General features: G+C 62.4%; 33 protein-coding genes. 15 read left to right on the forward strand and 18 right to left on the reverse strand.

The window, feature by feature from the left end; all coding sequences use genetic code 11:
• Positions 1–8: 8 nt before the first annotated feature.
• Complete coding sequence (locus P0648_RS12435) at positions 9–158, reverse strand: hypothetical protein (protein WP_276246947.1); 150 nt, start codon at positions 156–158, stop codon at positions 9–11.
• A 184-nt stretch (positions 159–342) separates the two neighbouring features.
• Here P0648_RS12435 and P0648_RS12440 point away from each other — a divergent pair, with 184 nt between their 5' ends.
• Positions 343–1,710: an NAD(P)/FAD-dependent oxidoreductase gene (locus P0648_RS12440; RefSeq protein ID WP_277504184.1), complete on the forward strand. Its 1,368-nt coding sequence runs from the start codon at positions 343–345 to the stop codon at positions 1,708–1,710.
• A gap of 264 nt (positions 1,711–1,974) precedes the next feature.
• Here P0648_RS12440 and P0648_RS12445 read toward each other — a convergent pair whose 3' ends face one another.
• From P0648_RS12445 to P0648_RS12455, 3 genes are all read right to left on the reverse strand, one after another.
• A complete protein-coding gene (locus P0648_RS12445; RefSeq protein ID WP_277504185.1) occupies positions 1,975–2,820 on the reverse strand; it encodes a winged helix-turn-helix domain-containing protein in 846 nt (281 codons plus the stop codon).
• Between the two features lie 75 nt (positions 2,821–2,895).
• Positions 2,896–3,090, reverse strand: coding sequence for a hypothetical protein (locus P0648_RS12450; protein ID WP_277504186.1), 195 nt, complete (start codon positions 3,088–3,090; stop codon positions 2,896–2,898).
• Positions 3,087–3,482 carry a cupin domain-containing protein gene (locus tag P0648_RS12455; RefSeq protein WP_277504187.1) on the reverse strand — a complete coding sequence of 132 codons (396 nt, stop codon included), beginning with the start codon at positions 3,480–3,482 and terminating at the stop codon, positions 3,087–3,089. The genes P0648_RS12450 and P0648_RS12455 overlap by 4 nt, the downstream gene beginning before the upstream one ends.
• Before the next feature lie 491 nt (positions 3,483–3,973).
• Here P0648_RS12455 and P0648_RS12460 point away from each other — a divergent pair, with 491 nt between their 5' ends.
• The 4 genes from P0648_RS12460 (at position 3,974) to hisD (ending at position 6,993) form a co-directional block, all read left to right on the forward strand.
• Positions 3,974–4,681: a ferredoxin--NADP reductase gene (locus P0648_RS12460; protein ID WP_277504188.1), complete on the forward strand. Its 708-nt coding sequence runs from the start codon at positions 3,974–3,976 to the stop codon at positions 4,679–4,681.
• Positions 4,682–4,740: 59 nt separating this feature from the next.
• On the forward strand, positions 4,741–4,956 hold the full coding sequence (locus tag P0648_RS12465) for a hypothetical protein (protein ID WP_277504189.1): 216 nt from the start codon (positions 4,741–4,743) through the stop codon (positions 4,954–4,956).
• Between the two features lie 84 nt (positions 4,957–5,040).
• Positions 5,041–5,682 (forward strand): winged helix-turn-helix domain-containing protein, encoded by a 642-nt coding sequence (locus tag P0648_RS12470; protein WP_277504191.1) that lies wholly within the window; start codon positions 5,041–5,043, stop codon positions 5,680–5,682.
• Positions 5,683–5,721: 39 nt separating this feature from the next.
• Positions 5,722–6,993 carry a histidinol dehydrogenase gene (gene hisD / locus P0648_RS12475; protein ID WP_276246938.1) on the forward strand — a complete coding sequence of 424 codons (1,272 nt, stop codon included), beginning with the start codon at positions 5,722–5,724 and terminating at the stop codon, positions 6,991–6,993.
• On the opposite strand, the gene P0648_RS12480 is transcribed toward hisD, so the two are convergent.
• Complete coding sequence (locus P0648_RS12480) at positions 6,984–7,562, reverse strand: hypothetical protein (RefSeq protein WP_276246937.1); 579 nt, start codon at positions 7,560–7,562, stop codon at positions 6,984–6,986. The genes hisD and P0648_RS12480 overlap by 10 nt on opposite strands.
• A 115-nt stretch (positions 7,563–7,677) precedes the next feature.
• Between P0648_RS12480 and P0648_RS12485 the strand changes: the two genes are divergently transcribed.
• On the forward strand, positions 7,678–8,184 hold the full coding sequence (locus tag P0648_RS12485; protein ID WP_277504195.1) for an SRPBCC family protein: 507 nt from the start codon (positions 7,678–7,680) through the stop codon (positions 8,182–8,184).
• 2 nt (positions 8,185–8,186) lie between these two features.
• Positions 8,187–8,552: an iron-sulfur cluster assembly accessory protein gene (locus P0648_RS12490; protein WP_276246935.1), complete on the forward strand. Its 366-nt coding sequence runs from the start codon at positions 8,187–8,189 to the stop codon at positions 8,550–8,552.
• Positions 8,553–8,555: 3 nt separating this feature from the next.
• Here the strand turns inward: P0648_RS12490 and P0648_RS12495 are convergent, their stop codons facing one another.
• The 5 genes from P0648_RS12495 to P0648_RS12515 are packed head-to-tail and all read right to left on the reverse strand — an operon-like array spanning position 8,556 to position 11,657.
• Entirely contained in the window at positions 8,556–8,753 is a 198-nt protein-coding gene (locus tag P0648_RS12495) for a dodecin (protein WP_276246934.1), read from the reverse strand.
• 49 nt (positions 8,754–8,802) lie between these two features.
• On the reverse strand, positions 8,803–9,474 hold the full coding sequence (locus tag P0648_RS12500) for a hypothetical protein (RefSeq protein ID WP_277504199.1): 672 nt from the start codon (positions 9,472–9,474) through the stop codon (positions 8,803–8,805).
• Positions 9,471–10,079, reverse strand: a complete 609-nt coding sequence (locus tag P0648_RS12505; protein ID WP_277504200.1) for a hypothetical protein — start codon at positions 10,077–10,079, stop codon at positions 9,471–9,473. The genes P0648_RS12500 and P0648_RS12505 overlap by 4 nt, the downstream gene beginning before the upstream one ends.
• A 37-nt stretch (positions 10,080–10,116) precedes the next feature.
• The gene (locus P0648_RS12510; RefSeq protein ID WP_277504201.1) at positions 10,117–11,061 is read right to left on the reverse strand and encodes a metal-dependent hydrolase; all 945 of its coding nucleotides are present in this window, start codon (positions 11,059–11,061) and stop codon (positions 10,117–10,119) included.
• A gap of 56 nt (positions 11,062–11,117) precedes the next feature.
• A complete protein-coding gene (locus P0648_RS12515) occupies positions 11,118–11,657 on the reverse strand; it encodes a mechanosensitive ion channel domain-containing protein (RefSeq protein WP_277505880.1) in 540 nt (179 codons plus the stop codon).
• A 100-nt stretch (positions 11,658–11,757) separates the two neighbouring features.
• On the opposite strand from P0648_RS12515, the gene P0648_RS12520 reads away from it, so the two are divergent.
• Complete coding sequence (locus P0648_RS12520) at positions 11,758–12,936, forward strand: alanine--glyoxylate aminotransferase family protein (RefSeq protein WP_277504202.1); 1,179 nt, start codon at positions 11,758–11,760, stop codon at positions 12,934–12,936.
• Position 12,937: 1 nt separating this feature from the next.
• On the opposite strand, the gene P0648_RS12525 is transcribed toward P0648_RS12520, so the two are convergent.
• Both P0648_RS12525 and P0648_RS12530 read right to left on the reverse strand, forming a co-directional pair.
• A complete protein-coding gene (locus P0648_RS12525; protein WP_276274827.1) occupies positions 12,938–13,258 on the reverse strand; it encodes a hypothetical protein in 321 nt (106 codons plus the stop codon).
• A 75-nt stretch (positions 13,259–13,333) separates the two neighbouring features.
• Positions 13,334–13,573, reverse strand: a complete 240-nt coding sequence (locus P0648_RS12530) for a DUF5816 domain-containing protein (RefSeq protein ID WP_276246928.1) — start codon at positions 13,571–13,573, stop codon at positions 13,334–13,336.
• Positions 13,574–13,694: 121 nt separating this feature from the next.
• Between P0648_RS12530 and P0648_RS12535 the strand changes: the two genes are divergently transcribed.
• Positions 13,695–14,099, forward strand: coding sequence for a universal stress protein (locus tag P0648_RS12535; protein WP_276246927.1), 405 nt, complete (start codon positions 13,695–13,697; stop codon positions 14,097–14,099).
• Here P0648_RS12535 and P0648_RS12540 read toward each other — a convergent pair.
• Positions 14,080–15,045, reverse strand: coding sequence for a mechanosensitive ion channel family protein (locus tag P0648_RS12540; RefSeq protein WP_276274826.1), 966 nt, complete (start codon positions 15,043–15,045; stop codon positions 14,080–14,082). The two genes, P0648_RS12535 and P0648_RS12540, sit on opposite strands and share 20 nt — an antisense overlap.
• A gap of 85 nt (positions 15,046–15,130) precedes the next feature.
• Between P0648_RS12540 and P0648_RS12545 the strand changes: the two genes are divergently transcribed.
• Together P0648_RS12545 and P0648_RS12550 are read left to right on the forward strand one after the other, a co-directional pair.
• Entirely contained in the window at positions 15,131–15,880 is a 750-nt protein-coding gene (locus P0648_RS12545; protein ID WP_276246925.1) for a proteasome assembly chaperone family protein, read from the forward strand.
• Between the two features lie 69 nt (positions 15,881–15,949).
• Positions 15,950–16,594, forward strand: coding sequence for an HAD family phosphatase (locus P0648_RS12550; protein WP_277504205.1), 645 nt, complete (start codon positions 15,950–15,952; stop codon positions 16,592–16,594).
• Here P0648_RS12550 and P0648_RS12555 read toward each other — a convergent pair.
• Genes P0648_RS12555 through P0648_RS12570 form a run of 4 tightly spaced genes read right to left on the reverse strand, consistent with a single transcriptional unit; the run spans position 16,591 to position 20,248 of the window.
• Entirely contained in the window at positions 16,591–17,442 is an 852-nt protein-coding gene (locus tag P0648_RS12555) for a translation initiation factor eIF-2B (protein ID WP_277504208.1), read from the reverse strand. The genes P0648_RS12550 and P0648_RS12555 overlap by 4 nt on opposite strands.
• Before the next feature lie 46 nt (positions 17,443–17,488).
• Entirely contained in the window at positions 17,489–18,949 is a 1,461-nt protein-coding gene (locus P0648_RS12560) for an RtcB family protein (RefSeq protein WP_277504211.1), read from the reverse strand.
• A 45-nt stretch (positions 18,950–18,994) separates the two neighbouring features.
• Positions 18,995–19,423, reverse strand: a complete 429-nt coding sequence (locus P0648_RS12565; RefSeq protein WP_276246921.1) for an archease — start codon at positions 19,421–19,423, stop codon at positions 18,995–18,997.
• A 9-nt stretch (positions 19,424–19,432) separates the two neighbouring features.
• Positions 19,433–20,248 carry a DUF502 domain-containing protein gene (locus P0648_RS12570; protein ID WP_276246920.1) on the reverse strand — a complete coding sequence of 272 codons (816 nt, stop codon included), beginning with the start codon at positions 20,246–20,248 and terminating at the stop codon, positions 19,433–19,435.
• A gap of 85 nt (positions 20,249–20,333) precedes the next feature.
• Between P0648_RS12570 and P0648_RS12575 the strand changes: the two genes are divergently transcribed.
• The 3 genes from P0648_RS12575 to P0648_RS12585 are packed head-to-tail and all read left to right on the forward strand — an operon-like array spanning position 20,334 to position 22,897.
• Positions 20,334–20,816, forward strand: a complete 483-nt coding sequence (locus P0648_RS12575) for an N-acetyltransferase (protein ID WP_276246919.1) — start codon at positions 20,334–20,336, stop codon at positions 20,814–20,816.
• Between the two features lie 39 nt (positions 20,817–20,855).
• A complete protein-coding gene (gene priS / locus P0648_RS12580) occupies positions 20,856–22,031 on the forward strand; it encodes a DNA primase small subunit PriS (protein WP_276246918.1) in 1,176 nt (391 codons plus the stop codon).
• Complete coding sequence (locus P0648_RS12585; protein WP_276246917.1) at positions 22,028–22,897, forward strand: hypothetical protein; 870 nt, start codon at positions 22,028–22,030, stop codon at positions 22,895–22,897. The genes priS and P0648_RS12585 overlap by 4 nt, the downstream gene beginning before the upstream one ends.
• Positions 22,898–22,910: 13 nt before the next feature.
• Here P0648_RS12585 and P0648_RS12590 read toward each other — a convergent pair whose 3' ends face one another.
• Positions 22,911–24,071 carry a rhodanese-like domain-containing protein gene (locus tag P0648_RS12590; RefSeq protein ID WP_276246916.1) on the reverse strand — a complete coding sequence of 387 codons (1,161 nt, stop codon included), beginning with the start codon at positions 24,069–24,071 and terminating at the stop codon, positions 22,911–22,913.
• A 108-nt stretch (positions 24,072–24,179) separates the two neighbouring features.
• Between P0648_RS12590 and P0648_RS12595 the strand changes: the two genes are divergently transcribed.
• Complete coding sequence (locus P0648_RS12595; RefSeq protein ID WP_276246915.1) at positions 24,180–24,575, forward strand: helix-turn-helix domain-containing protein; 396 nt, start codon at positions 24,180–24,182, stop codon at positions 24,573–24,575.
• The last annotated feature ends 305 nt before the right edge of the window (positions 24,576–24,880 follow it).

The raw sequence follows: 24,880 nt of genomic DNA on the forward strand, positions 1-24,880 counted from the left end.
AGCGTCGTTCAGTTCGCTCGACGGGCGTTCGCGCCGCCTGCCTGAAGCACGTTACGCGTCTCACAGTCGAGGCACGCACTGACTTGGTTGTGGTTGTCCCCGAACACGCGGGCGAAGTCGGGCGTCACGAACGCACCGCAGTTGTTGCATGCTGGCATTGTCTGACTCCGATGCTAGCAAGCACCATGTGATACATTGTTATCCGGGCGGTAATCGCTGAAAGGATTGGAACGGCTAGAGATTAGGCCGACCATTACCGGATGCCATACTGCGACGGCAGATTCGTATCAGGGGATGGCCCAAAGGGTCAGGAATTTAACCCCGCCACGCACGGGTAGTGGTATGGAGCGCGTTGACGTTGCGATAGTCGGCGGGGGGCCTGCTGGCTCCTCGGCGGCGAAGGCGGCGGCCCAACGGGGTGCCGATGCCGTCGTTCTCGAAAAGGGGGTGCCGCGAGCAGACCGCGAGCGACTCGGTCCCGACTCGACCGACGCCGCCGGGATGCTAGACTACTGGATCGACTTGATGGACATGGAGCCACACGAGTTCCCCGAGGAGGCCATCCTCTCGGAACTCGACGGCGCGCAGTTCATCGGTCCCACGGAGCAGTTTACGCTCCAGGAGACCGGGATTCCGGCGAAGTACGACGGCTTTGGCTTCTGTTTCCACCGGGCCCGGTTCGACGACTGGCTTCGCGACGAAGCGGAGGCAGCCGGGGCCGAGTACCGCGTGAAAGCGGCGGTCAAGGACGTGACGACCACGCTCGCGGGCGGCCCGAAACACACGCTGACGCTGCGCGACGGGGCTGAAATCGAAGCGGAATACCTCATTCTCGCAGACGGCCCCCAGCGACAGGTCACCCTCGAAACAGTCGACCAGTTCATGCCCGCGGGACGGTCGGTGGCCGACTACCTCGGCCCGAAGAAGGCGAATCACATCGCGTATCAGGAACACCGCGAGTTCCCCGCAGAACTGGTCGAGGACAACCTCATCAAGTTCTGGTGGGGCGTCATCCCCGGCCACACCGCCTACCCGTGGGTCTTCCCCAACGACGGGAACGTCCAGCGCGTCGGCCTCACGATGCCCATCGGGATGGAAATGGGGAACATCGAATACCCACACGAATACAAACTGCTGCGCCACGACGACCGGCAGCTTCCGCCGGGCCGGGTGTACCTCCGACGCCTGCTCGAAATGCTCTACGGCGACGAGTACGACATCGAGGACGACTTCCCGCTCGTGGAGGACCGCGGCAAGAGCGGCGGAACCGAAGCCTATCCGATTTCCTCGACGCGACCAATCGACTCGCCCGTGGCCGCGAACATCGCCGTGACCGGCGGTGCGATGGGCGGCACCTCCCACTTCCACGAGGGCGGCGACCACGTCGCGGTTCGAACCGGGAAACTCGCCGGCGCGATGGCCGCGAGCGGAACGCTGCGGTCGTACAACACCGCCTGGAAACGCGCCCTCGGCGACGAGGTTCTGCGGAGCATTGCGATGGCAGACTACGTCACAAACTTTACGCCCCGCGACTGGGACCACACGTTCCGGACCGTGGACCGCCTGCTCGACCGCGGCGGCTACAGCACCACACAGGCCATCTCCTCGGGTATCTCCGGGGCGAAGCTCCTCGCGAAGTATCGCAAAATAAAACTCGGCTACCGGAACCACTCGTACGTCCAGATTCGCGAAGACGAGTACACCGCCTGAGAAGGCTTAAACGGCCGGGCCGCCTACGGATTTCTGCGTGCCATTAGTCCCCGCCCGAGCGTACCTGTTCAGGGTGCAATGACTGCGCGGCGAACCCAGGCACGCGACATTCGGAGACTCCGTCAATCGACGGCGCCTGGCACGAGGGTTTCCCGGCTGACGCGGCACGCCGCCTCGGGATGACGCCGGCCGTTAGTGTCCTGGGCGACACACTCCACTTAGGTGAGAACTGCTTGTTGAGCGAAGGCTAATTTCGACCGGTTGCTAGTCCGGTTCGACCTGATACGTTTCGTCCCGTGAACCGTCCCCAGAAGTGTCCAGTTCCTGTACATCGAACGGTCGCGCCTCAGCCAGACATCGCTCGTAGACGGCGGTCGCCCACTCGCGGGCCTCAGGAGAGGTCGTGTCGATTACGGCTTCGAGTTGGGCCGTCTCTGGGTCGTGGCCGCAAATTCCGATACAGTCGTCAATGATGTTGAGGCCGCATCGCGAGTCGTCGGGAAGGCCGTCGTGGAGGTAGACCGTGCAGTTGTCACGCTCGAAGGCGCGCGCAACCAACTCGGGATTCCAGTCGATGATAGCTTTGAGGACCGGGAGCGAATAGATGTACTCCATCTCCATCCCCTCGATGACGCGCCGACAAAACACGTCGAGGTTGCCCGACTTGTAGATGGTCGTTCCGAGCCCTCGGATGGAGTCGGTCGATTCGAGAAGGTGCGTGACTCGTTCGACGGGTGTGTACGGATAGTTTGGCCCGGGGTACGCGACGACCGTATCTTCGAAGTGTTCGACGGCGAATCCCTCCATCTCGCGCGGAAGCCACCGCCAGACCTCGCTAAGCGTCTCGCTGGTTCGCATTCCCTCGTGTAATTCGAAGAATCGCTCGCTCACGAACGTACCCAGTGGTGTGAGTTCGTAGGATGGTCCCACGCGGGTTACCCACGAGCGGTCCTCGAAGTCCCGAACGATGCGACCGATAGTGGGGTCTGACGCACCAGTCGCTTCGCGCAAGTCCCGTCGGCCGTATCGGTCCTCAGAAAGCGCCTCCAGTACCGCGAGACGGTGTTCTGACCGCGCCAAAAACTCGATGGCCCGAATCGCGGAATCCATGCTAAAGAATAGCATAGCAGCTATAAAATCCTTGGTTCCAGACAAAAATCTGGACTGGGAGAGGGCAGACGACGTTCAACAAAAGTAGACCCAGAACCGGTGGTCTGCGGGACAGTTGACGACGCGGTGGTCCCCAAACGCGGCGACGTACGGTCGCACGTTCAGTTCGACGTCCCGATTCGGCACGGGAACGTTTACCGGTTGTTCGCAGTGGGGACAGGAGACTTCTGCGACCAGTTCCAGCGTCTGGGAAAGCGTGCGTTCGCTCATGGCTCCTGCCCACCCATTTTCTCCAAGATATGGTCGAGGACTGCGGCGTGTTCCTCCTGTGGACTGAACATGACGAATGCGGAATCGTCGTTCGCGCTGACCGTGTGGCCGGGCGGCCAGTGGAAGAGGTCGCCGGTTTGCGTTACCTCTTCGCGCCCGTCAGAATACCTCGTCGTGAGTCTGCCTTCGATGACGTAGCCCCAGTGTGGGCACTGGCAGTGGTCGTCTTCGAGTCCCTCAAGGAGTGGTGTGATATCTGTCCCGGCAGCGAGCGTGAAGTATTCGCCACTGAAATCCCCGTAGCCGCTCGTGTCGCCGAAGTTCATCTGCTGTCGCGCGACGGCGTCCGGCGAATCGATGCTCACCGGTACCGCCTGTTTGTTTTGAATCATTTCGATCACGTGCCACCAAGCGACGAACTCGCCGACGGGTGCGAACACGATTCCCGGCAGGCAACAGCGGGCGCCACCGTCGAATCACTGGTTCGCCGACCGGTTTGCAAGGTTCGCCTCTTAGCACATTGACAGTCAGCAGTCGGAAAGGTGTACTTATCTAGTGAATATTTTCACGCGGTGAATATCGTTCTTCTCCACGAGACTAATCGCCGAAACGCGCCAAAATGCGCGAACCCACGCGGCGACAACCGGAGTGGTTAGGGTGCACGCTTAACGCCGAAAACCCCTACATCCACGTCTATGTTGTCAGAGATACGGCGTGCGAACCGAGAGACACGTGTCCAGTATATCCTCATGGTCATCTTCGGGACGCTGTGTATTGTCGCGGCGGTCGTTCCACTCGAAGAAATTATCAGAGTGACGACCGATTTCTCCAGCAGACTCCTGCCACCACGCCTTTACTTCCGTCAACCTAATCTGCGACTACAATGACGCTCACTGTCACGGTCGCCGACGTCCACCAGTTGACGCCTGACGTGAAGCAATTCCGCCTCGTCGCCAAGGACCACACCTTCGAGTACAAACCCGGCCAGCACACGATGGTTCACTTCGTGAACGACGGCGAGGAGGAAGCCCGCCCCTACACGGCGGCGACCCTCCCGGGGACGAACGAACTCGTCCTCGTCATCAAGCGGTACGACGACGGAAACGGCTCCGTCTTCATGCACGAGCGCGAGCGCGGGGACGAGATAGAAATCGAGGAGATAGACGGCAACCTCCACCTTCGGAACCCCGACCGAGACGCCGTGTTCATCGCCACCGGAACCGGCATTACGCCACTCTACCCGATGGTGAGACAGTACGCCGCAGACGGTGAGGGTCACGCCCACCTCGTCTTCGGAGAGCGTGACCGCGAACACATCATCTTTCGCGAGAGTGTAGACCAGTTGCAGGCTGAAAACGAGACGCTGACCGTCGATTACGTCCTCTCCGACGCCGACGAAGCGTGGGACGGTCCCACCGGACACGTCCAGGACCACCTCCCGGACCTGCTCGATAACCTCGAAAAGACCGACTTCTACATCTGTGGCGTCCCCGAGATGGTCGTCGAGACGGAGGACCTCCTCGTCGATGCGGGCGTAGACGAGGCAAATATCTACACAGAAGGGTGGGAGTCGGACGCCGCAGACGAGTGACCTACTGGAGTAGAAACGGTTTTGTTGGGGCGCGTTGCCGAGACGACACAGACGACGCCATGAACCAAAACCAGTTCGTCAAGCTCGCGGCGCTCGCCTTCGGTCTCATCCTCGTGAGCTTCGTGATTCTCGGCTTCTCACGGCTCGTCCTCCCCTACGAGACCGCGCGGATACTCGCCGCGCCGACGACGTTCGCTGCCTTCGTACTCGTCGTCTATCTGCTCGCACGGGGGACCCTCTCTGCGCTCGGCGTCGCCAAAATTCGAGAGGAGTGAAAGCCTCAAATCGGGATTTGAAGAGTCAAATGGCCATTTGAATTATGCGAAGGGCCTTTTTCTACGGTATCGTAGTCAGCCACAATGGCCCGTTTGCTTCCGCTCCGGGCGGACCCGGAAGTCGCGCCGGGGGACCCCCGGCTGGTGGACGTAGACAGCGAGGCCGCAGACGAGGTGTTCGAGGCGCTCTCCTCGCGCACCGCACGTCGCATCCTCGCTGTCCTCTATGAAAGCCCACGCACCCCGACAGAGATTCGAGAGGAAGTCGGAACGTCACTCCAGAACGTCCACTACCACCTCGACAAACTCCAGAGCGCCGGGCTCATCACCGCGGCGGGGACGGGCTACTCGGAGAAGGGAAAGGAGATGACCGTCTTCGCACCGACGAGCGAGTCTGTCGTACTGTTCGCGGGCGACGAGCGCCAGCAGTCGCTGCTTCGCGGCGTCCTCACTCGACTGGTCGGTACAATCGTTCTGCTCGCAGGAGCGACCCTCGGCTTGCAGTACGCACTCGCGAACTTCTTCGCACAGTCGGCCGGCGGGCCGTCGGCAGACGCAAGCAGCGGGGGTGCAGACGGCGCGATGGCCGCCCAGGAGACCACGCAAGTCGCCGCCGAATCCGCAGCACAGTCGGCTCCCTTCCTCGACCCGGCGCTCGCGTTCTTCCTCGGCGGGTCGTTTATCATTCTGCTCGCCATCTCGTGGTGGGCCTACCAGCAAGCCTGAGTGGAAACCGTTTTTCCCGTCTCGCCCGAAGGCCCGGGCATGGAACCTACACCCGTCGCAGACCTCGGCCCCGGGGAGCGACGCGCGCTTTTCTCCCGCGATGCGGGAATCGACGAGATTCGCAGTGACGTCGCGAACATCGTCTCTCGGGTCCGAGACGAGGGCGACGTAGCCCTGCGCCAGTTCTCGAAGGAGTTCGACGGCGTGGACGTCGGCAACCTCGACATCACGGACCAGGCAGAACGCGCCGCCGATGCGATAGACGACGACATCCGCTCGGCCATCGAAACGGCCGCCGCAAACATTCGCGCCTTCCACGAGCGCCAGGTCCCCGACGACTGGCGCGTCGCGGACGACGGCCGCGAACTCGGCCGACGGTTTCGACCCATCGAGCGCGTCGGCGTCTACGTCCCCGGCGGCGCGGCGGCGTACCCGTCGAGCGCCCTCATGGGGGTTATCCCCGCGAACGTCGCCGGCGTGGACCAGATTGCCGTCGCCACCCCACCGGCGAAGAAGGTGAACCCGGTCACGCTCGCGGCCATCCACATCGCCGGCGCAGACGCCGTCTATCAGGTCGGCGGGGCGCAGGCCATCGCCGCGTTCGCCTACGGGACCGAAACCCTCCCCCGCGTCGAGAAAATCGTCGGGCCGGGCAACAAGTGGGTCACCGCCGCGAAGGCTGAAGTCCGCGGCGACGTGGAAATCGACATGCTCGCCGGGCCGAGCGAGATTCTCGTCGTCGCAGACGAGACGGCGAACCCCAAGTTCGTAGCCGCCGACTTGGTCGCGCAGGCCGAACACGACCCGAACGCGGCCGTCGCGGCAGTCACCGACAGCGAGGACCTCGCCGACGCCGTCGCCGAGGAAGTCGAGAAACAGACAGGGGAGCGCGAACGCGAGGACATCATCCGCGAGGCACTCGACAACGACGCGAGCGGCCTGTTCGTCGCCCGCTCGATGTCCGAGGCGATTCTGTTCGCAGAGGAGTATGCCCCAGAGCACCTCTCGATTCAGGCCGACGACGACGAGTCCATCTTAGCGCGCATCGCCAGTGCTGGAAGCGTCTTCCTTGGCCCGTACACGCCCGTGGCGGCCGGCGACTACGCTTCCGGGACGAACCACGTCCTGCCGACGAACGGGCAGGCGAAGGTCACCGGCGGCCTCTCCGTGGACACGTTCATGCGCTCGACGACGGTGCAGCGACTGAACGAGGATGCACTCGCAGACCTCTCTGAGACGATTACGACGCTCGCCGAGGCAGAAGGGTTGGAGGCGCACGCAGAAAGCGTCCGGACGCGACTTCAGGACTGAGCGTTCGGGTTTCGGTGGAGGTCGAATTCGAGGGACGATTCTGCGGTATACGTTTCGAACAGGCGGTCTTCGTGGGAGAGGTCGAACGAGAGGTCGAGGCGGGCCGGGAGCGTATCCGGCATCTCAGTGGCTTCGAGGCGGAGTTCTATGCCAAGCGAGCCGACGCCGACCGACCCGACTTCCGGAACGTCGATTATAGTGGTGTGTAGGTCCCGACCCTTGCCGAACGTCATCTCCGGCCAGGGACTCGCACCAGGTCGTTCGAGCCACACGGCGACCTGCGGCCCGTTCGGATTCGAGGGGGCGCGTAATTCGTAGCGAAGCGAGTCGAGGTGCGTGTCTTCACGGTGCCAAAGGTTGAGCGCGAGCCCGAAGCGTCCGTTTTCAGGTTCGATTCGGCGTTCGGTCACGGAGAACGCTGCGGTTCGCGTCCCGCTCTCGTAGAACACGAGACCACCCAGGTCTTCGTCGGGTAGCCGTTTCCAATCCAGTTCGGACGACCCGAGACAGCCAGCGAGGGGGAGGGTGCTCGCGCCAGCAGCGGCGGCGAGAAAGTGGCGGCGGTCCATGATGTCGTTGATTCGACATCAAATGATAAGTTTTCTGGAACGAACATCGACCACTTTCACCCCAGGCACAACCGAATTACCCTCACAACGCGTCTTTCCTGCCGGAGAACGACCAATGCAATCTTCTGCATCCATCACCGTAGACCGCCCGATAGAAGACGTGTACGCCTACATCTCGAACGTCGAGAACATGGCGAACTGGGCGGATGGCGTGCGCAACGTTCGGTACGTCTCGGGCGCGGAAAACGAGGTGGGCGCGACGTACACGAGCGAGTACACCTACAGCGGGCGGACGACGGAGATGTCCTACGAAATCACCGCCGTAGAGCCACCGAACCGCTTTGCGATGGTCGGGACGGGACCGTTCCCGTTCGAAGGCGAGTTGCTGCTCACCGCGACGCCCACCGGGACGCGCGTCACGAACAGCATCGATGCCGGTGCCGACGGCCGGTTCACGAAGGTCATGTTCACCGTCCTCGGGCCGTTGATGCGCCGGCTGATGGCCGGGCAACTCGGGAAGGAATTAGAAATTCTTCAAGGGCGAACTCGAATCGACGCCATCGACCGAGGCGACGGCGTGAAATCGGCGTCAGGGTTAACACCGTGGACCAAGAATAGGTAGCTATGAGCACAGGTACGGCCGAAAGCGGCTCTGAGACCTTCATCGAGGTGACCGAGCCTGCGGCGGCGAAAGCCCTCTCACTCATCGAGAACGAGGGACTCCCGACCGACGAGGCGGGCCTCCGTCTGTACGTCCAGCAAGGCGGCTGTGCCGGCCTCTCCTACGGGATGCGATTCGACACCGAACCGGAAGAAGACGACCGGGTGTTCACCCACCACGGCCTGCGAATCTTCGTGGACCCGGCGAGTATGAACTACATCCAGGGGAGCGTCCTCGACTTCGAGGACGGCCTCCAGGGTGCCGGGTTCCACGTCGAAAATCCGAACGTCGTGAGTGAGTGCGGCTGCGGCGAAAGCTTCCGCACCTGAAGCCTATTCGAGTCTGAACGCGACTTCTACTTCTGCCTGGTACTGGTGCCCCTCGACAGAGGCAACTTCGACGCTGAGTTCTTTTACTTCCACCCACTGGACGTTGTTGAGCGTCTCCTTTGCGCGCTCTACGGCGTCGTCTACGGCTTCGTCGAAACTCTCCTCGCTGCTCCCGATGAGCGTTATCTTCTTGAAGACCATCGAGTGATGGTTCGTGATACTATTTTAAAAAGGTAGTCGCCAATCGCAATTAATCGGTGGTCCGCGAATCCAGTCTGACCCGCACCGCGTCGACGACGCCCGTGAGGTGGGCGGTGCCCCAGATGGCCACGACGACCGCGCCGATAGTGTCGAAGATGAGGTCGAGCATGGTGTCTTCGAGGCCGTACTGGGTGAGGACGCCCCCGACGCCGAGCATGCGTGCGGTCTGGTCGAGCGTGAACTCGATGACCTCCCAGAACACGCCGAAGGCGAGGACGAACAGCAGGATGTAGACGAACATGAACTTCGGCGGCAGGGTAATGTTGTCCGAGTGCTCGTCGATGGCCCGCGCGGTGGCGTAGCCGACGGCGGCGACGATTGACGACGAGAGGGCGTGGGTGAGGTGGTCCCACCACCAGGTGCCGGTGTATCGGTAGAAACTCTCGATTCCGGTACCGGGGATGCCGACCGTCCCGAGTGCGTGGAGGAACACCGCGGAAGTGATCCAGAGCGTCAGACCGGCATCCATCGGGATGTTGTAGTCGCGTTCGAGCAGCGGCGGCAGCTGGACGACGAGGAGCGCGACGGCCGTGTTGACCATGATACCACCGTTACGACGTTCGAGACCGATGAAGAACATCCCGACGAGCAGAATCTCCATCAGGCGGGTGAGCTGGCGCTGGCGATGCTTCGAGATGCCGAGTCGGTGGCGCAGTTTCATTTACCCATCCCTCCGAGGCCCTCCGGAAGGCGAACCTCGATGGGTGCCCGACGCCGGAAGTAGAGGTCGAAGATGATGCCTGCGAGCACGCCTGCCGCCGTCGACCAGACGAACTCCCACATCAGCGCCTCTTCGTTCAGGATGAAGCCCGTTCCGAGGTAGAGGTCTGCGACCCATCGGGTCACGGCCCAGACGCCCGCGGCGGCCATCGTCGCGATGACGACGAACAGGACGGCGAACCCGTGGGTCATCTGGACGGGCGTGAACACGTGGAGTTCCACCGCGACGATGAGCGCGAGCGCGGCCACAGAGAGGTAGGTGGCGAGTTCGCCCGTGACCGGGATGGTCGAAAACGCCCTCCCAAGCATTGGGAGGACGGCGAGGACGAGCACTTCCCACGGAAGCATCGCTCGCGGGTTTCGGTACGAAATGGCGGGAATGAGTGCGAGCACGGCCACGCCCAGCGCGAACACTGCCCAGAGGAGGTCGCCCCCGAGCAGACTTTCGCCGATTACGACCAGGACGAATCCGACCAGAAACCACGAGAGAACGGCGTTGAGACTCGCATCTTCGACGACGCTCCCGAGTTTTCCCGTCCGTGCCATACATTCACTATAGGGCGGAGGGGTTAGTAACCTTCCCTCAAAGCGCAAGATACACCGCGGTGTAGCCAACCACGGCGATGGTAATTGCCGCGAGTCCAGTCACCAGCGTTTCGAGCAGGTTGGGTTCGGTAATCGACCACCGGGTCGGCCGCCGGGGACGCACTCCGACGACGCCGAGCGCGAGGACGCTGAACACGAAGTGATAGGACGCATCGAGCGTGGGTGCGGGGAGCAGGAAGGCGGCCGCAGCGTACCCGCCACCGAGGGTCGCTCGCTGGTTCAGATAGGCGACCGGAGAGCGCCCGTCGAGCGAGAGATACACCCAGAGGGCGAGCCAGATAGTTGCGAGTTCGACGAGGAACGCACAGACGAGGTGCACCGTCGGGTCGGGGTGGAGCGTCACCCGTCCGGCCAGTACGGTCATGTCGAGCGGGTAGAGCAAGTGCGGGGCACTCCCCGTAAAGAGGTCACCGAACGGGTGGCTCAGGAAGCCGAGGAGCGCGGTGGCGAACAGAACGGACCCCGAGAGCCCCGCGAGACGGCGCATCGCGGTCGTCACGGCGAGTGCGGCGACGACGAAGGCGAGCATGACAGCGCCCCCAAGGAGGCCGGTGGTGGCGAACGCCGCGACGAGCAGGGCGGCAAAGACGAGGCCGGTCACCGGGTAGGCCCACCAGTCGCCAGCATCGGCGCGACTCCACGCGGCGACGCCAACTGCCGCGACGAACCCCACGACGAGCGAGTGGGTGACGACGCGGTGAACGAGCGTACTCGACGCCCAGAACGTCTCCGCCGCGTCGAACACGCCGGTCGTACTCGTCTTGATGAGACCGAAAACGGCGTAGCTCATGTCCACGTCGGGGACGATGGCGAACGCCCCGGCGGCGAAGCCGAGCGCGAGCGCGCGCTCTCTCGGAAGCCCAAATCGCGCGCCAACGGCGGCGGCGATGGCGAACGCGACCATCGCGTGACCGACAAACATCGCATGCAACTGCGACGAGGAAAAATATAAACTTCGCGGGGGTCAGCGTGGCACGATTACGTCTCGTCGTCGACTTTCGTCCACTTTTGTTCGATATCGCCGTTGGCCCGGATGACGGTGTTACCATCCACCGAGAGGCGAGTTTTGCGAAGTTCGATGGACTTGACGATGCCTTCGGTGTCGCTCGTCTTCACCGTGTCTCCGGGCATGAAATCCGGGTCGCGAAGCAGGTAAACGCCCGCAACGGCGTCCTTTATCATCCCCGAGAGCGCGTAGGAGACGCCGAGTGCGAGAAAGCCCGTCGCCGTCCCGAGGGAGGCGGCGATGGCCGTGAGGCCGACGATGGAGAGAAACGACAGGGCGACGCCGAACCAGAGGAAAACCGCAATAACCGTCGCGATGAACTGGCGGTAGACGGGCGAATCACCCGCGATTGTTCGTTTCAGCAATGACTTCACCACGAACATGATTAGTTGGACGAACGTGCCCGCAATGATGAGGAAGACGAGTCCGCTGATGAGGTCCGGAAGCGCCGTCGTGATGTTGGAGATGAACTGGTCGAAAGCGGTCTGTACCAACTCTGTTCCAGTCTGCAGAGCTATCATGTGGCCTACATTGTGAGAGGTGCGCCATTAATTCCCGTGGCCGTCTGCCGGGGAGCCATCATTTTTTGCCCATCAGTTCGTCTGCCGTGGTATGAAGCGACCTGATGTAGCCGAGTTAGCACCCCCTGAGCGGACGCTCATGGGTCCCGGGCCGAGCGACGTACACCCCCGCGTCCTCAAGGCGATGAGCACGCCCCTCGTGGGCCACCTAGACCCATACTTTATCGACATCATGACCGAGGTACAGGACTTGCTTCGGTACACGTTCCGGACGGAGAACCAGTGGACGATTCCGGTGAGCGGGACCGGTTCTGCCGCCATGGAAGCGGCCATCGGTAATCTCACCGAACCCGGCGACACCGTCCTCGTGCCGACGAACGGCTACTTCGGCGGCCGGATGGCCTCGATGGCGCGCCGGGCGGGCGGGTCCGTCGTCGAGGTGGACGCACCGTGGGGCGAACCGCTCGACCCGGCGGACGTGGAAGCCGCGTTCGACGAACACCAGCCGGACGTGTTCGGGTTCGTCCACGCGGAGACGAGCACGGGCGTTCTCCAGCCGAACGTCCCCGAACTCACGGACATCGCCCACGACCACGACGCGCTGGTCATCGCAGACACCGTCACCAGCCTCGGCGGCGTCGAACTGCGCGTCGACGACTGGGACGTAGACGTCGCGTACTCCGGGCCACAGAAGTGTCTCTCCTGTCCGCCGGGAGCGAGCCCGCTCACGCTCAACGACCGGGCGATGGACAAGGTACTCTCCCGCGAAGAAGACACCCGCTCGTGGTACCTCGACCTCTCGCTGTTGCAGGGCTACTGGGGCGACGACCGGTCGTACCACCACACCGCGCCCATCACGAACGTCTACGCGCTGCGTGAGGCGTTGCGACTCGTGGCAGAGGAAGGTATCGAAGAGCGGTGGAGCCGCCACCGGCGGGTCGCAGGCGGCCTCAAAGCCGGCGTCGAAGCGATGGGTCTCGAAATGAACGCCCCCGACGAGTACTGGCTCCCGAGTCTGAATGCCGTGCGCGTTCCCGGCGGCGTGACCGACGGCGAAGTCATCTCGGCGCTCCTCGACGAGTACGACATCGAAATCGCGGGCGGTCTCGGTGACCTCTCCGGAGAAATCTTCCGCATCGGCTGTATGGGACACGCAGCGCGCCCGAAGAACGTGCTCTCGCTGCTCGGGGCGCTCGGAAGCGTCTTAGACGAAAAGGGTGTCGACGTGGACGTGTCTGCGGGCCTCGCCGCGGCGAACGACGCGCTCTGAGTTACGCGACGGGGGCTGGGCCGACGACAGGGTGAATGACCTCGTAATCGTCGTCTGCGTCGACGCTGATAATCGCCCAGTCGTAGTCCGGTTTTTCTTCGAGCAGGCGACGGCGCAGCGGGTCGGCGCGCTGTCGCCAGGTCACGAAACAACGCAATGTGCCGGACGACGGTAGTCGTCCCTCGCCGTCGGTGGCAGTGACGTTTACCGTGCGCCACTTGCGCTCCGCCGTGAACTCAGTGCCGGACCCGGACACCGTGTATCCGAGCGTGGTGAAAATCGACCGCGCCTCCTCGACTGGTGGCGTGTTAACAGGCCCCATTCGACATATTTTACCACGGCGAGGCTCTTAACTGTTCGGCCCGTTCCAGAAACCGCACGCAAGCAGCCAGGTGCCTTACTCGTGGGCTGCGTCCCACTCGTCGGCTTTGTGGAGGTTTCCACAGTCGTTGCACTTGATTCGGCCCATCGAATCCATGGCCGTGTTCAGCGACTCACAGTTCGTACAGTAGTAGCCCCAGCGTTCCTCGCCACTCTCAGATTCGAAGACGACGAAAAACGGACCCTTAGACCCGCGCTCGGCATTCGACTCTGTCACGTAGAGCGTCTCACCGCTATCGGTCGCAATCGCGTCCATGTCGGGTAGTTTCGACGGCATTCGATAAAGAACTGTCCCATCTCCGCTTGTGACGAAACGTGTCAGACGATGTGGGCTGTAAACAAAAGGTTCAGGCCGTTCGCCCGTGTTCGCAAATGCAATGACGCTCGTCATCGTCCCTGTCCGGTTCCCACTGACCGAGCACTCACGCGCTACAGTCGAGAAGGCAATTCAGGTCGCAGACGAGCAGGACGCAGACCTCACGGTGTTACACGTGAATCTCTACCAGTCCGGTCGGCACATCTCTCGCACGGACCTGAAGGCCGCCGTCGAACGCGAGTTCGGACGCCTGCCCCGCGCCCGCTACGTCACCCGTGAGGGCTTTCTCGTAGAGGAGACCATCCTCGACGAAGTCGCCGCGGAGGGCGCGGACGTGGTCGTCATCGGACGCAAACAGGTGAGCCGCTGGCGGCGCATGGTTCGGGCGCTCATCGACGACCCGGACATCGAGCGCTACCTGAACGAAAAGTTAGACTGCAAAGTGATTACCGCGTCTGCTGCCTGAGTCCCTCGTCCATCGAGACGTTGAGTTCGCCGCTCGTCTCGTCGAACACCACGTGTGAGTGGGGGTACGGAATCGACACGTCGGCTTCGTCGAGGCGTTCCCACACGTTCTCCTGAACCGCAGACCGCGCAGAGAGCAGTTTGTACGGCTGTTTCACCCAGTAACGAAGCCGCAGGTTCACCCCGTGGTCTGCGAAGGTGTCGATGTAACAGGTGGGTTTCGCGGGATACCGGGCGCTCCCGATGCGGATGTCCGGGCCGCCTTCGATGACGTCGGGGACCTCCGCTGCCGCCTGTTCCATGAGCCTGCGGGCCTCGGTCAAATCCCCCTCGTAGGTGACCGTCATGTCGAGAGCGAGCCGGGTCCGTTCGTCCTCCGCGGAGTAGTTGACGACGTCGCGGTCCCGAATCTGTCCGTTCGGGATGACGAGGAAGGTGTTGTCGAGAGTGAAAATCTTGGTGTACCGGAGCGTGATGTCCTCGACGAAGCCAGTCTGACCCCGGTCTACGAGTTCGATCATGTCGCCGATTTCGTAGGCCTGGTCAGAGAGGACGAACAGGCCGTTTACGATGCTCCCGATGATGGGCGCGAGGATGAAACCGACCGCTGCGGAGAACACGGTCACAGAGAGCGTGAGGTCAGAGATTTCGAGCCCGAGAATGAACATGGCGAGGAACCCGGCGGCCAGCAGAATGAGGGTCTGAATCGACCGCAGGACGGTTCGCGTGAGGCTGGGCCGACGAAAGCGCCGCGCAATACGGCGACTCAGTAACTGGACGAGCGTCCGTGAGGCGAAATACGCCACCACGACGATGGCGACAGCGATGATTATTCTCGGAATAATCTCAGGGATGAATCCGGGGAGTCCGTCGAACAGCGACGGCTGGTCGCCCGCTGCCGTCGTCGTCTCCGTACTCTGGAGCACCACCCATCCCAGTCTCGTCATGTTCACCCCGTCACCGGCCGGCGAAAAAAGCGTTGCGTACCGCCCCGCGACAACGACTAAACGGGTTGCGTGTGAACACGAACCTATGGACTATCGAATGCCTGCCGCCTTCGAACGCATGTTCAATGTCACACAGGAAGAAGAGCCGTCCTCGACGCTCGTCGCGGGGTTCTCCCAGCCAGGACTCGCCGGCCTGACGGCGGTCGACTACCTCGTCGAACATCTCGACCTCCGCCAGACCGGCTACATCACGACCGACGCCCTGCCGTCGATAACGCCGTTCAAAAACGGTCGTCCGCGCCACCACACGCGACTGTTCTCCCGCGATGGCCTCGACATCACGTTCCTCGTGGGCGAACTGTTCGTCCCCGTCTGGGCGGCCGACCCGTTCGCGGACGCGATTCTCAAGTGGGCAGACGAAAGCGACGTCGACGAGATTTGCATCCTCTCGGGCGTTCCCGTCCCTCACGGACCGGACGACCACCGCACGTTCTACATCGCGACGGAAGACTACAGAAAGCGCAGACTCGACGGAGCGACCATCCCCGCAATGGCAAACGGCTATCTCGACGGCATCAACGGGAGCATCATCGAGCGCGGCATCGACTCGTCGCTCTCCGCCTGCGTCTACACGACGCCAGTCCACGGGCAGGCCCCCGACGTGGAAGCCGCGCTCAGACTGTTAGAGGCGATGAACCAGGTGTACGACCTGAAGGTGGACACAGAGCCGCTCGAATCGTTCGCGAAGGCCGTCCAGCAACACTACGCCGACCTCGCGAATCGGCTCGAAAAGGTCGAATCGAAGGCCAAACCCGAAGACCGAATGTACATGTGAGGCGGGACGCGGGAGGGAGGCGAACCCACGCCCGGTAGTTATTTTATCGAATCTGCGGTGGGACACGGTGTGAACCAGACTGAAGCCGTGCTGTTCGACATGGACGGCGTCATAGTCGATTCGGAACGCTACTGGATACAACAGGAACGTGACCACATCTTCCCGGAGACGGTCGAAGGTGACATCACACCCGCAGAAACGACCGGAATGAACGTCGAAGACATCTACGACTTCCTCGACGCGGAGTTCGAGACATTGGTGTCGAAGGCCGAGTTCCTCGGTCGCTACGACACCGCAGCCTCTCACATCTACCGCGAAGAAGTCGCGCTAATGGAGGGCTTTCGCGACCTCGTCGCCTCGCTGCGAGCGGCGGGCGTGAAAGTCGCCCTCGTCTCCTCGTCGAAACACGACTGGATCGAAATGGTCCTCGACCGATTCGACTTACACGAGGCGTTTGACCTCGTCGTGAGCGCAGAGGACATCGACGGCGCGAGCAAGCCGGAACCGGACATCTTCCTCCACGCCGCCTCACGGCTCTCTGTCGAGCCGTCGGCCTGCGTGGTCGTCGAAGATTCGACCCACGGCGTCCAGGCGGCCGTTGCGGCGGGGATGTACTGCATCGGCTACGCACCCGATTCACCCGGGCAGAATCTCACGGCGGCAGACGACGTGGCGAACGGACCGGCCGACCTCAAAGAGAAACTGCTCGGCTAGAACTGCTGGGTGCCGTGGTCGGTGATGACGGACTCGATGAGGCGAATCGGCGTCGCGTCGTAGGCGGGGTTCTCCAGTTTGAAGCCCTCTGCCGGTTCGAGCATGACCTCGCTGCCCGAGCGAATCTCGTTTTCGAAGACGAAGCCGTCCTCGATGATTTTCGCCCGCGACCCGATGACGACGACAGGGACGTCCACCTGCGCGGCCGTCGCAGAAATCGGGAACGTGCCGACGCGGTTGTAAAACTGGTCGCCGACGATGCAGTCCATCCCGAACAGCACCACGTCACAGTCGGGCAGGAAGTGACCGCATGCACTGTCGACCATGAGGTGCGTTTCGACGCGGTCCATCCCCGAGAGGACGCGGGCGGTCTTTCGTCCGAGGTAGCGTGGTCTGGCCTCGGTGACGTAGACCGTCAGGTGCTTGCCGTCGCGGACCGCGAGTTCGATGGCTTCGAGGACGGTCGAGGAGTAGTCGTGGGTGAGAATCGTCATCTCGTCTTCGATGGCGTTCGCGGCGTTCTCCGCGGCGCGGTCTTTTGCCTTCTCGACCTGGTCTACGACCTCCTCGATGGCGGCGATGGTGAGCTTTTTCGCTTCCTCGACCGATTCGGGGTTGCCCTCCGTGACGAGGTCGACGATCTGCCGTTGCGTGTTGAACAGCGAGGCGTGCGAGGGGTTCGCCCGGCGAAGCGCGCTGCTGTTTCGTTCCAGGTCACGGATGTACTCCTCTACGGTCACGAACTCGCGGTCCGTGAGGTCTGCGAGCGCAGTTGCGGCTTTCACCGCGACCACCGAGGAGCTGTGGGTCTGCATCTCGAGAATCTCCTCGACCGTCTCGTCTATCATACCTGAGGCTTCTCGTTCGGGGCAAAAGAACTTCTGGGTCCGCGTCTCACCCCTTGATGTTGCAGACGGGGAACGTGCGGGCGACGCGGTCGCCGATGCCGAGCGCGTCCGAGACGCGGATGACCTCGTCGATGTCCTTGTACACGCCGGGGGCCTCCTCGGCCACCGTCGCGCCGGACTGGGCCTTGACGAAAATCTGTTGCTGGTCGCGCAGTTCCTCCTGGACCGTCTCACCCCAGAACTGCTGTTTCGCCTTCGTCCGACTCATGACTCGGCCCGCACCGTGAGCGGTCGAGCCAAAGGTGAGGTCGAGGGAGTTCTCCCCGCCCCGCAGGATGTAGCTGTGGGTGCCCATCGACCCCGGAATGATGATTGGCTGGCCCACGTCCCGGTAGGCGGGCGGGAGTTCCGGTCGCCCGGCGGGGAACGCCCGCGTGGCCCCTTTCCGGTGAACGTACAGTTCGCGCTGTTCGCCGTCTACGTCGTGCAGCTCCTTCTTGGCGATGTTGTGGGCCACGTCGTAGAGCAGTTCCATCTCCATGTCCTCCCACGGCCGGTCGAACACCTGTGCGAACACCTGCCGGGTGCGGTGCATGATGAGCTGGCGGTTCACCCACGCGAAGTTGATGGCCGCACACATCGCGCCGTAGTAGTCCTCGGCCAGTTGGCTCCCGGCGGGCGCGGCGGCGAGTTCCCGGTCGGGCAACTGCGAGAGCAGGCCGCTGTGTTGTTTCTCGATTTTCCGCAGGTAATCAGTACAGACCTGGTGCCCGAGGCCGCGCGACCCACAGTGGATGAGGACGACGATTTGGTCCTCGTACAGGCCAAACGCTTCTGCCACGTCCTCACGGAACACGTCGGTCACGCGCTGGACTTCGAGGAAGTGATTCCCAGAGCCGAGCGACCCGAGTTGGTTTCGGCCACGGTTTTTCGCCTTCTCGGAGACCTTCTCCGGTTGCGCGTCCGGGCGGAATCCCTCGTCTTCGCAGTGGGCGAGGTCGGCTTCGGTTGCGAAGCCGTTTTCTAACGCCCACCGCATCCCGTTTTCGAGCACGTCGTTCACCGTGTCGATGTCGTCTTCGACGACGCCGCCGCCGCCGAGGCCCGACGGGATGGCCCGAAACAGCGCGTCTACGAGTTCCTCCTCGTGGCCTTTGAGGTCGTCGTAGGTGAGGTTCGTCTTCATCATTCTGACGCCGCAATTGATGTCGTACCCGACCGCTCCGGGCGAAATACAGCCGTTTTCGGTGTCGATACCGGCGACGCCGCCGACCGGGAAGCCGTACCCCTGATGACCGTCCGGCATACAGACGGCGTGCTTCTGGATACCCGGCAGGTGCGTCGAGTTTTTGAGTTGCGAGAGGGTCAGGTCGTCGCTGATTTCGTCTAAGAGGGCTTCGCTCGCGAGGACGCGAGCGGGGACGCGCATGTCGCCTTCTTTGGGAATCTCCCAGACGAACTCGCGCACCTTGTGAAGCGTGATGTCACCGGCTTCGTAGGTAGTCATAGCTGACTCTACGAGCGCCACCCGGTTTAGGTTTTCATCTCCCGGTCAGGCGTCAAATACGACGTAGCCCTCCCAGCCCGCTGGCGTCTCCTCGATTCGCATCTCGGCGTACGTGACCGCCTTGATGTCGCGGGCGGTGACGTCGGCGAGCGGGACGCCGCGGGCGCTCGCCTCGACGACCCACTCGCCGTCCTCCTCGCTGACGATCGCTTCGTTGTCCACGGGGAGGACGAGGCGCACGTCGCGTTCGTAGATGAGTTGGTCCAGATAGTCGAACAGGGCGGCCTCGCGGTTCTCTGCGCGGACGGTAAACGAAAAGCGTTCGCCGGTGTCCGGAAACGCGTCACACATGCAGGCGGTGAGGCCGTCACCGAAGGCCGCAAAGAGGTCGCCGAGGGTGTCGCCCGTGGCCGCGACGCCGACGTCTGCGGTGTGTTCACGGAGTTCGAATCGTGCGTCCTCGGAATCGGTCATATTGCCCAATTAGCTACCGTCGCCTTTCTGTCCGCCGGTTCCCTCCGAATTCGGTGCGGTGACGCCCTGTTCGCTGTCGTCAGGTTCGACTTCGCCCGCCGTGGACATCCCCGTGAGACGGGTGAGTTGGTCAGAGGAGAGCGCGGCGTGTGACTCCCCGGATTTACCCACGGCGACCCCACTCGTGACGATGGCCCGGACGCCTTCCTCGACGGTCATGTCCACGTCGTGGACTTTGTCGGCCGGAAGGTGAACCAGAAACCCGCCCATCACGGGATTCGGTGCGAGCGGGAGAAACAGCGTCTGCATGTCGGAGTGACCCGCAGCCGTCTCGATTTCTTCGGGTGTGTCCGCGGTGAGGAAACCGATGGTGTAGGCCCCTTCGTGTGGGAACTCGACGATTTTGACCTCCTGAAAACTCTGGGTGTCGCTCTCGATGAGTACGTCGCTCATCCGTCGGAAACTGTGGTAGACGCCGCCGACGCCTGGGATGGCTTCGACGAGCGTGTGGAAACGGTCGGCCATGTGCTGGCCGCTCGTCCCTTCGGAGATGATGCCGACGATGAAGATGAGCATGACCGTCGCGACGATTGCCGTCGCCTGCACCAGATACCCCGGCATGTTGATGGTCCAGACCATGTTCGCGACCATCACGAACGGAGCCAAAATGTCAGAAACGAATCTGATGACGAATCCCAGAACGATGAACGTGATGATGAGTGGAATCGTCAACGCCGCACCGCTTAAAAACACTTGACGGAGCCGTTGTTTGGCCCCCTGCGCGTGACCGCGTTGTAGATTCGCTTCGCCGTCTCCGGATTCCATTAGCCATGTCGAATGGGTGCACTACCGAAAATGTTGTGGCAGGGGCGGTGGTATTATATCAACTCCGTCGCTATCATCCGTGGTAGTGAGCGTCAACATCGAACTGCGCGTCGCCGGGCCTGGCAATGACGCTTTCGCGGAGGAGGCCTGGGAGCTCAAAGAACACATCCGTAAGAACGAGGGGTTCCTGCGCCAGCGACGTGGCTTTTTCATGGACGCCTACCGCCGGTCTACGGCGTACCTCCTCATCGAAGACGGACCGGTCGAGAAACTCGTCGGTTTCTGCTCGGTCCGTCGTGACGGGTACATACTCTTTCTCGCAATCGACGCCGACTATCGCGGCGAAGGGTTCGCCGAACAACTCATCGGCGCTGTCGCAGAGGAGTACGGGTCGGTGAGTTGCCACGCACGGACGACGAACGAGCGGGCGCTCGGCTTCTACAAACACGTCGGCTTCCGGGTGGTCCGGGAGGTCACGAACTACTACGAAGACGGCGGTGCGGCCTATTACTTGCGACTCGGGAACAACTCGATTACGAGTCGATTCTCCGAGTTCATGCGACGGTGAAGGGCAAGTCCTTTCTAACCGTACGACGAATCCCGGTCGATGGAAGAGCGTACGCGTGCGTATCTCCGTGGCCGCTTTCGCGACTACTACAGACGCCACGAGATAACGCCACCACCGAACGCCCACGAGCGAGAGTGGGGATTCATCCCGTGGACCGACAGTCCGGGCACGACGATGGTTCGCCACCGGTCGCTGCTCGATTTAGGCGACCTCGGTGAGTTTCTCAGACACAAGCGTCCGCGCCACGTCTACTTCTCGGCCGGGCAGTACGCAGACCCGAGTGCGAACTCGATGCAGAAGAAACGCTGGCAGGGCTCCGACCTCGTGTTCGACCTCGACGCGGACCACCTGCCCGCAGTGACGCTCGGGGAGGACTCCTACGCGGAGATGCTCGCGAAATGTAAGGCAGCACTCCTTCGCCTGCTCTCGTTTCTCGAAGACGACTTCGGGTTTTCGAATATGCAGGTGGTCTTCTCCGGCGGCCGAGGCTACCACGTCCACGTCAGAGACGAGAGCGTGAACGCACTCGAACGCGAGGAACGGCGCGAAATCGTCGATTACGTCCGCGGCATCGGCCTCGACTTCGACGAACTCATCGCGACCGAATCGGTTCAGGGATTGGGTCGAAAGACGCCCGCAGACAAACGAACCCTCCGCACCCGAGGTGGCTGGGGCAAGCGAGCACACCGCCACCTCATGGCGTTCGTAGACGACGTGCTGGAAGCAGAAGAAGAGGCGGCGCTCGCTCGACTCCAGTCAATCGAGGGCGTCGGCGAGGGCCGAGCGAAAGCCGCCTACACGGCAATCCAGTCGAATCGAGACGCCATCGCCACAGGCAACATCGACGTTCACGCCGCCTTCTACCGCATCGCCCGCAGCGTGATGACAGAGGTCGTCGAACTCGACAACGCACCCATCGACGAACCGGTGACGACTGACACGAACCGACTCATCCGCCTGCCGGGGAGCCTCCACGGTGGCAGTGGCTTGCAGGTTCTCAGGCTCGAACGCGACGAACTCGACGACTTCGACCCGCTCCGCGCCGCGGTTCCGGACACGTTCGTCGGACACGATATCACGGTCGAAGTGACAACGGGCGGCGAGGTCGAACTCGGTGGCGATAGTTTTACACTGTCAGAAGGAGATGTTACAGTTCCAGAGTATCTCGGCATCTTCCTCATGGCCAGAGGGCGTGCCGAGAAGGGGAAAGAATGAATTTAGACGACCTGCAATCTGTCCGGAGCAAAGAGCGCCAAAAGGACAGCCTGCAGCATCTTCGCGAGACCTTTTATGCAGATGCCGCGGAGTTCATCCAGTCGCTACGCGACGAGCGCGAGGCCGCCGCCGCGCGTGCCGACGACCCCTTCGATTCACCGGAGGTCAGGCGGCTCTCGGACGACATCAAAACCGCAGAGAGCACCGTCGAAGCCGTCTACGAGCGTCGAATCGGGAAACTCGTGAAGATGGCGAGTCTCGACGCCGCCGGGATGCCGGTGGACGACGACGGCCTGACCGCAGAGGAACAGGGCGTCTACGAGACGCTCGTCACCGCCATCGAGGAAAATCGTGCCCACGTCCTCTCAGTGCTTGCAGGTGAAGGCCCACAGTCGAGCGACGGCCCGGAACCGGACGCGGACCCAGAATCGGAGCCGACGAAATCGACCGGCGGCGTGAGCGCCGCCGAAATGATGGGCGCGGGCGACGAGACAGCAACCGACCACGAGACGCAACCGATTCCGCCGGACGAACCAGCCCCGGACGACCCCACACCCGAAGTGCCACCAGACGAGCCAGAACACCCGGACGGGAATCGACCGGACGCCGTCGAGGAGGCCGAAGCGGATGCGGTCGCCGGAGACGCACCGACAGCAACCGACGGCGAGGAATCGCCGGAGGACGCGGACGAATCGGCTGCCGACGCAGACGACGAGCGCACGACCGTCCGCATCACGAAGGACATCGGCGAAATCTTCGGTATCGACCAGCGAACCTACTTCCTCTCGGCCGAAGACGTGGTGACGCTGCCGTCTGCGAACGCAAAACCGCTCGTCGACCGCGACGCGGCGGAACCACTCAACTAGGGCTATTCTTCAGCTAGGTCTGTTCGGCTATCGCGCAGTTGTTCGGCCCGAGTTCCAACTTCGTCGCCTCCTGTTCGTCCGTCAGGTCCCGCGCCCCCGTGTTGATGGCGATGACCGTCTCGTAGTTCGGCGGTTTCTCCGGGAGGTTGGCCGTGAGTCGAGCGACGAACTCTGCCTCGGGCAACTGGAGCAACGGAGCCGCCGTGCGGAGGGCTCGAATCGTCGCGAACACCGGTTCGCCCGGCGTCACCTCGGAGGACGTTCCGTCGGCTTCGAGGGCGAAATGCCCAGGGCAGACGAGGACGCTGTCCGGTTCTGCGAGCAGGGTGCCGTGGAGTGAGTCGTAGAGGAGCGCCGCACCGTCTGCGGCCGCCGCGTCGCCAAATTGGAGTTCCGTTCGCCCAACCGACGCGGTGAACAGCGTATCCCCGGTGAAGACGGCGACGTCGTTTACGAGATAGTTCGCCATTTCGGTGGTGTGTCCCGGCACGGCGAGCGCCTTTATCGAGAGGTCGCCCACAGTGACGACGTCGTTTCGCGAGAGCGGGTCGAACTCGTACTGGACGCCACGCTCCGTCGCACGTTCGCCGAGGTGGTACGTCGCCCCGACTTCGTCCGCGAGTTTTCGGCCACCGCTGATGTGGTCTGCGTGGACGTGGGTGTCGAAGACGTCCGTGATTTCGACCTCGTGGCGGTCTGCGAGCGAGACGAACTCGGCCGTGTGTCTGGTCGGGTCGATGACCGCGGCGGTTCCGGTTCGACGGGAGATGACGAGGTAGCCGAGACAACCCTTCGCCCGGCGTTGAACCTGAATGATGGTCACGTCGTCTGCGTCTGTCGGGACGGTGACCGTGTCGTAGACGGCGCTCCACGCGCGCATTCCACCCTCGACGACGGTGACGTTCTCGTAGCCTGCCTGTTCGAGTGCCGTGGCGAAGTGGTCCGAGGTGATACCCATCGCGCAGATGGTGACGATTCGGGCGTCGGGTTCGAGCCCGGTTTGCTCGCGGAGCCGTTGGGCGACGTCTACGTCTCCCGGTTTGAACGGCACGTTTCGCGCACCGGGGGCGTGCCACGCCGCGAAGTTGTCCGGCGGGCGCGTGTCGATGAGTTCGAAATCGGCGTCGTCGTCGACGAGCCGACGGAGATCCGAAGCGGAGATGCGAGCAACCATACCAGATACTTCGCGCACTGGCGAGATGAATGATTGGTCGCCCGACACCCTCCAACGGTCCGCATACGAACCATTATTGCCGTTCCGCCGAGTAGGTAGTGATAACCGATGCCTGACTCGATGGCAGAACTACTGCGAAAGGACATGGAGTGTGAGGGGCTCCTCGAATGTTTCCACGGCCTTCGCGAACTCGACCGGGAATGCTTTCAGGTGCTCGCGACCACCGACGAACCACTCACGATAGACGAAATCGCGACCCGCGTGGGGCGCGAGCGATCGACCGCCTACCGGGCCGTCCAGCGATTGCTCACGGCAGGTTTCGTCCAGAAAGAGCAGGTGAACTACGAACAGGGCGGCTACCACCACGTGTACAAGATTGCGAACGCAGACGATGTCGCAGACGACCTCCAGCGACTGCTCAACGACTGGTACGCGAAGATGGGAACGCTCATCCAGGAGTTCCGGACGAAGTACGACCACGAAGAAGTCGAAGCGCAGGGCTGAACCGCGTTACAGGCGGCTCCCCAAAGCGAATTCTCTCGACACGGCTATCCTCAAACCTCTACAATCTCGAACTTCAACAATCTCAAAGCTCAATAATCAAAAGTCGTATCTCGAACCCTCTTCGTGCGAGCACGGAGTGCTCGCAACCCTTTTTCACGTCTTCGTGAGCGTAGCGAACGAGGGCTCGAAGCAGGTCTCCTGCTTCTATGAACGTTTTCAAATTGCGAGGGGAATACACGCCCATCACAGCGGTTTTTTCATGCAAGTTTTTCGTGCGCGGACTCGTGCCGCGCACTCAAAAAGTT

Source organism: Haladaptatus sp. DYSN1, assembly GCF_029489995.1.
GTDB lineage: Archaea > Halobacteriota > Halobacteria > Halobacteriales > Halococcaceae > QDMS2.

Bases quoted from the DNA above. Each gene is read 5' to 3' on its own strand.
- P0648_RS12435 (WP_276246947.1), bottom strand. From the start codon at position 158: ATGCCAGCATGCAACAACTGCGGTGCGTTCGTGACGCCCGACTTCGCC.
- P0648_RS12440 (WP_277504184.1), top strand. From the start codon at position 343: ATGGAGCGCGTTGACGTTGCGATAGTCGGCGGGGGGCCTGCTGGCTCC.
- P0648_RS12445 (WP_277504185.1), bottom strand. From the start codon at position 2,820: ATGGATTCCGCGATTCGGGCCATCGAGTTTTTGGCGCGGTCAGAACAC.
- P0648_RS12450 (WP_277504186.1), bottom strand. From the start codon at position 3,090: ATGAGCGAACGCACGCTTTCCCAGACGCTGGAACTGGTCGCAGAAGTC.
- P0648_RS12455 (WP_277504187.1), bottom strand. From the start codon at position 3,482: ATGATTCAAAACAAACAGGCGGTACCGGTGAGCATCGATTCGCCGGAC.
- P0648_RS12460 (WP_277504188.1), top strand. From the start codon at position 3,974: ATGACGCTCACTGTCACGGTCGCCGACGTCCACCAGTTGACGCCTGAC.
- P0648_RS12465 (WP_277504189.1), top strand. From the start codon at position 4,741: ATGAACCAAAACCAGTTCGTCAAGCTCGCGGCGCTCGCCTTCGGTCTC.
- P0648_RS12470 (WP_277504191.1), top strand. From the start codon at position 5,041: ATGGCCCGTTTGCTTCCGCTCCGGGCGGACCCGGAAGTCGCGCCGGGG.
- hisD (WP_276246938.1), top strand. From the start codon at position 5,722: ATGGAACCTACACCCGTCGCAGACCTCGGCCCCGGGGAGCGACGCGCG.
- P0648_RS12480 (WP_276246937.1), bottom strand. From the start codon at position 7,562: ATGGACCGCCGCCACTTTCTCGCCGCCGCTGCTGGCGCGAGCACCCTC.
- P0648_RS12485 (WP_277504195.1), top strand. From the start codon at position 7,678: ATGCAATCTTCTGCATCCATCACCGTAGACCGCCCGATAGAAGACGTG.
- P0648_RS12490 (WP_276246935.1), top strand. From the start codon at position 8,187: ATGAGCACAGGTACGGCCGAAAGCGGCTCTGAGACCTTCATCGAGGTG.
- P0648_RS12495 (WP_276246934.1), bottom strand. From the start codon at position 8,753: ATGGTCTTCAAGAAGATAACGCTCATCGGGAGCAGCGAGGAGAGTTTC.
- P0648_RS12500 (WP_277504199.1), bottom strand. From the start codon at position 9,474: ATGAAACTGCGCCACCGACTCGGCATCTCGAAGCATCGCCAGCGCCAG.
- P0648_RS12505 (WP_277504200.1), bottom strand. From the start codon at position 10,079: ATGGCACGGACGGGAAAACTCGGGAGCGTCGTCGAAGATGCGAGTCTC.
- P0648_RS12510 (WP_277504201.1), bottom strand. From the start codon at position 11,061: ATGTTTGTCGGTCACGCGATGGTCGCGTTCGCCATCGCCGCCGCCGTT.
- P0648_RS12520 (WP_277504202.1), top strand. From the start codon at position 11,758: ATGAAGCGACCTGATGTAGCCGAGTTAGCACCCCCTGAGCGGACGCTC.
- P0648_RS12525 (WP_276274827.1), bottom strand. From the start codon at position 13,258: ATGGGGCCTGTTAACACGCCACCAGTCGAGGAGGCGCGGTCGATTTTC.
- P0648_RS12530 (WP_276246928.1), bottom strand. From the start codon at position 13,573: ATGGACGCGATTGCGACCGATAGCGGTGAGACGCTCTACGTGACAGAG.
- P0648_RS12535 (WP_276246927.1), top strand. From the start codon at position 13,695: ATGACGCTCGTCATCGTCCCTGTCCGGTTCCCACTGACCGAGCACTCA.
- P0648_RS12540 (WP_276274826.1), bottom strand. From the start codon at position 15,045: ATGACGAGACTGGGATGGGTGGTGCTCCAGAGTACGGAGACGACGACG.
- P0648_RS12545 (WP_276246925.1), top strand. From the start codon at position 15,131: ATGGACTATCGAATGCCTGCCGCCTTCGAACGCATGTTCAATGTCACA.
- P0648_RS12555 (WP_277504208.1), bottom strand. From the start codon at position 17,442: ATGATAGACGAGACGGTCGAGGAGATTCTCGAGATGCAGACCCACAGC.
- P0648_RS12560 (WP_277504211.1), bottom strand. From the start codon at position 18,949: ATGACTACCTACGAAGCCGGTGACATCACGCTTCACAAGGTGCGCGAG.
- P0648_RS12565 (WP_276246921.1), bottom strand. From the start codon at position 19,423: ATGACCGATTCCGAGGACGCACGATTCGAACTCCGTGAACACACCGCA.
- P0648_RS12570 (WP_276246920.1), bottom strand. From the start codon at position 20,248: ATGGAATCCGGAGACGGCGAAGCGAATCTACAACGCGGTCACGCGCAG.
- priS (WP_276246918.1), top strand. From the start codon at position 20,856: ATGGAAGAGCGTACGCGTGCGTATCTCCGTGGCCGCTTTCGCGACTAC.
- P0648_RS12585 (WP_276246917.1), top strand. From the start codon at position 22,028: ATGAATTTAGACGACCTGCAATCTGTCCGGAGCAAAGAGCGCCAAAAG.
- P0648_RS12590 (WP_276246916.1), bottom strand. From the start codon at position 24,071: ATGGTTGCTCGCATCTCCGCTTCGGATCTCCGTCGGCTCGTCGACGAC.
- P0648_RS12595 (WP_276246915.1), top strand. From the start codon at position 24,180: ATGCCTGACTCGATGGCAGAACTACTGCGAAAGGACATGGAGTGTGAG.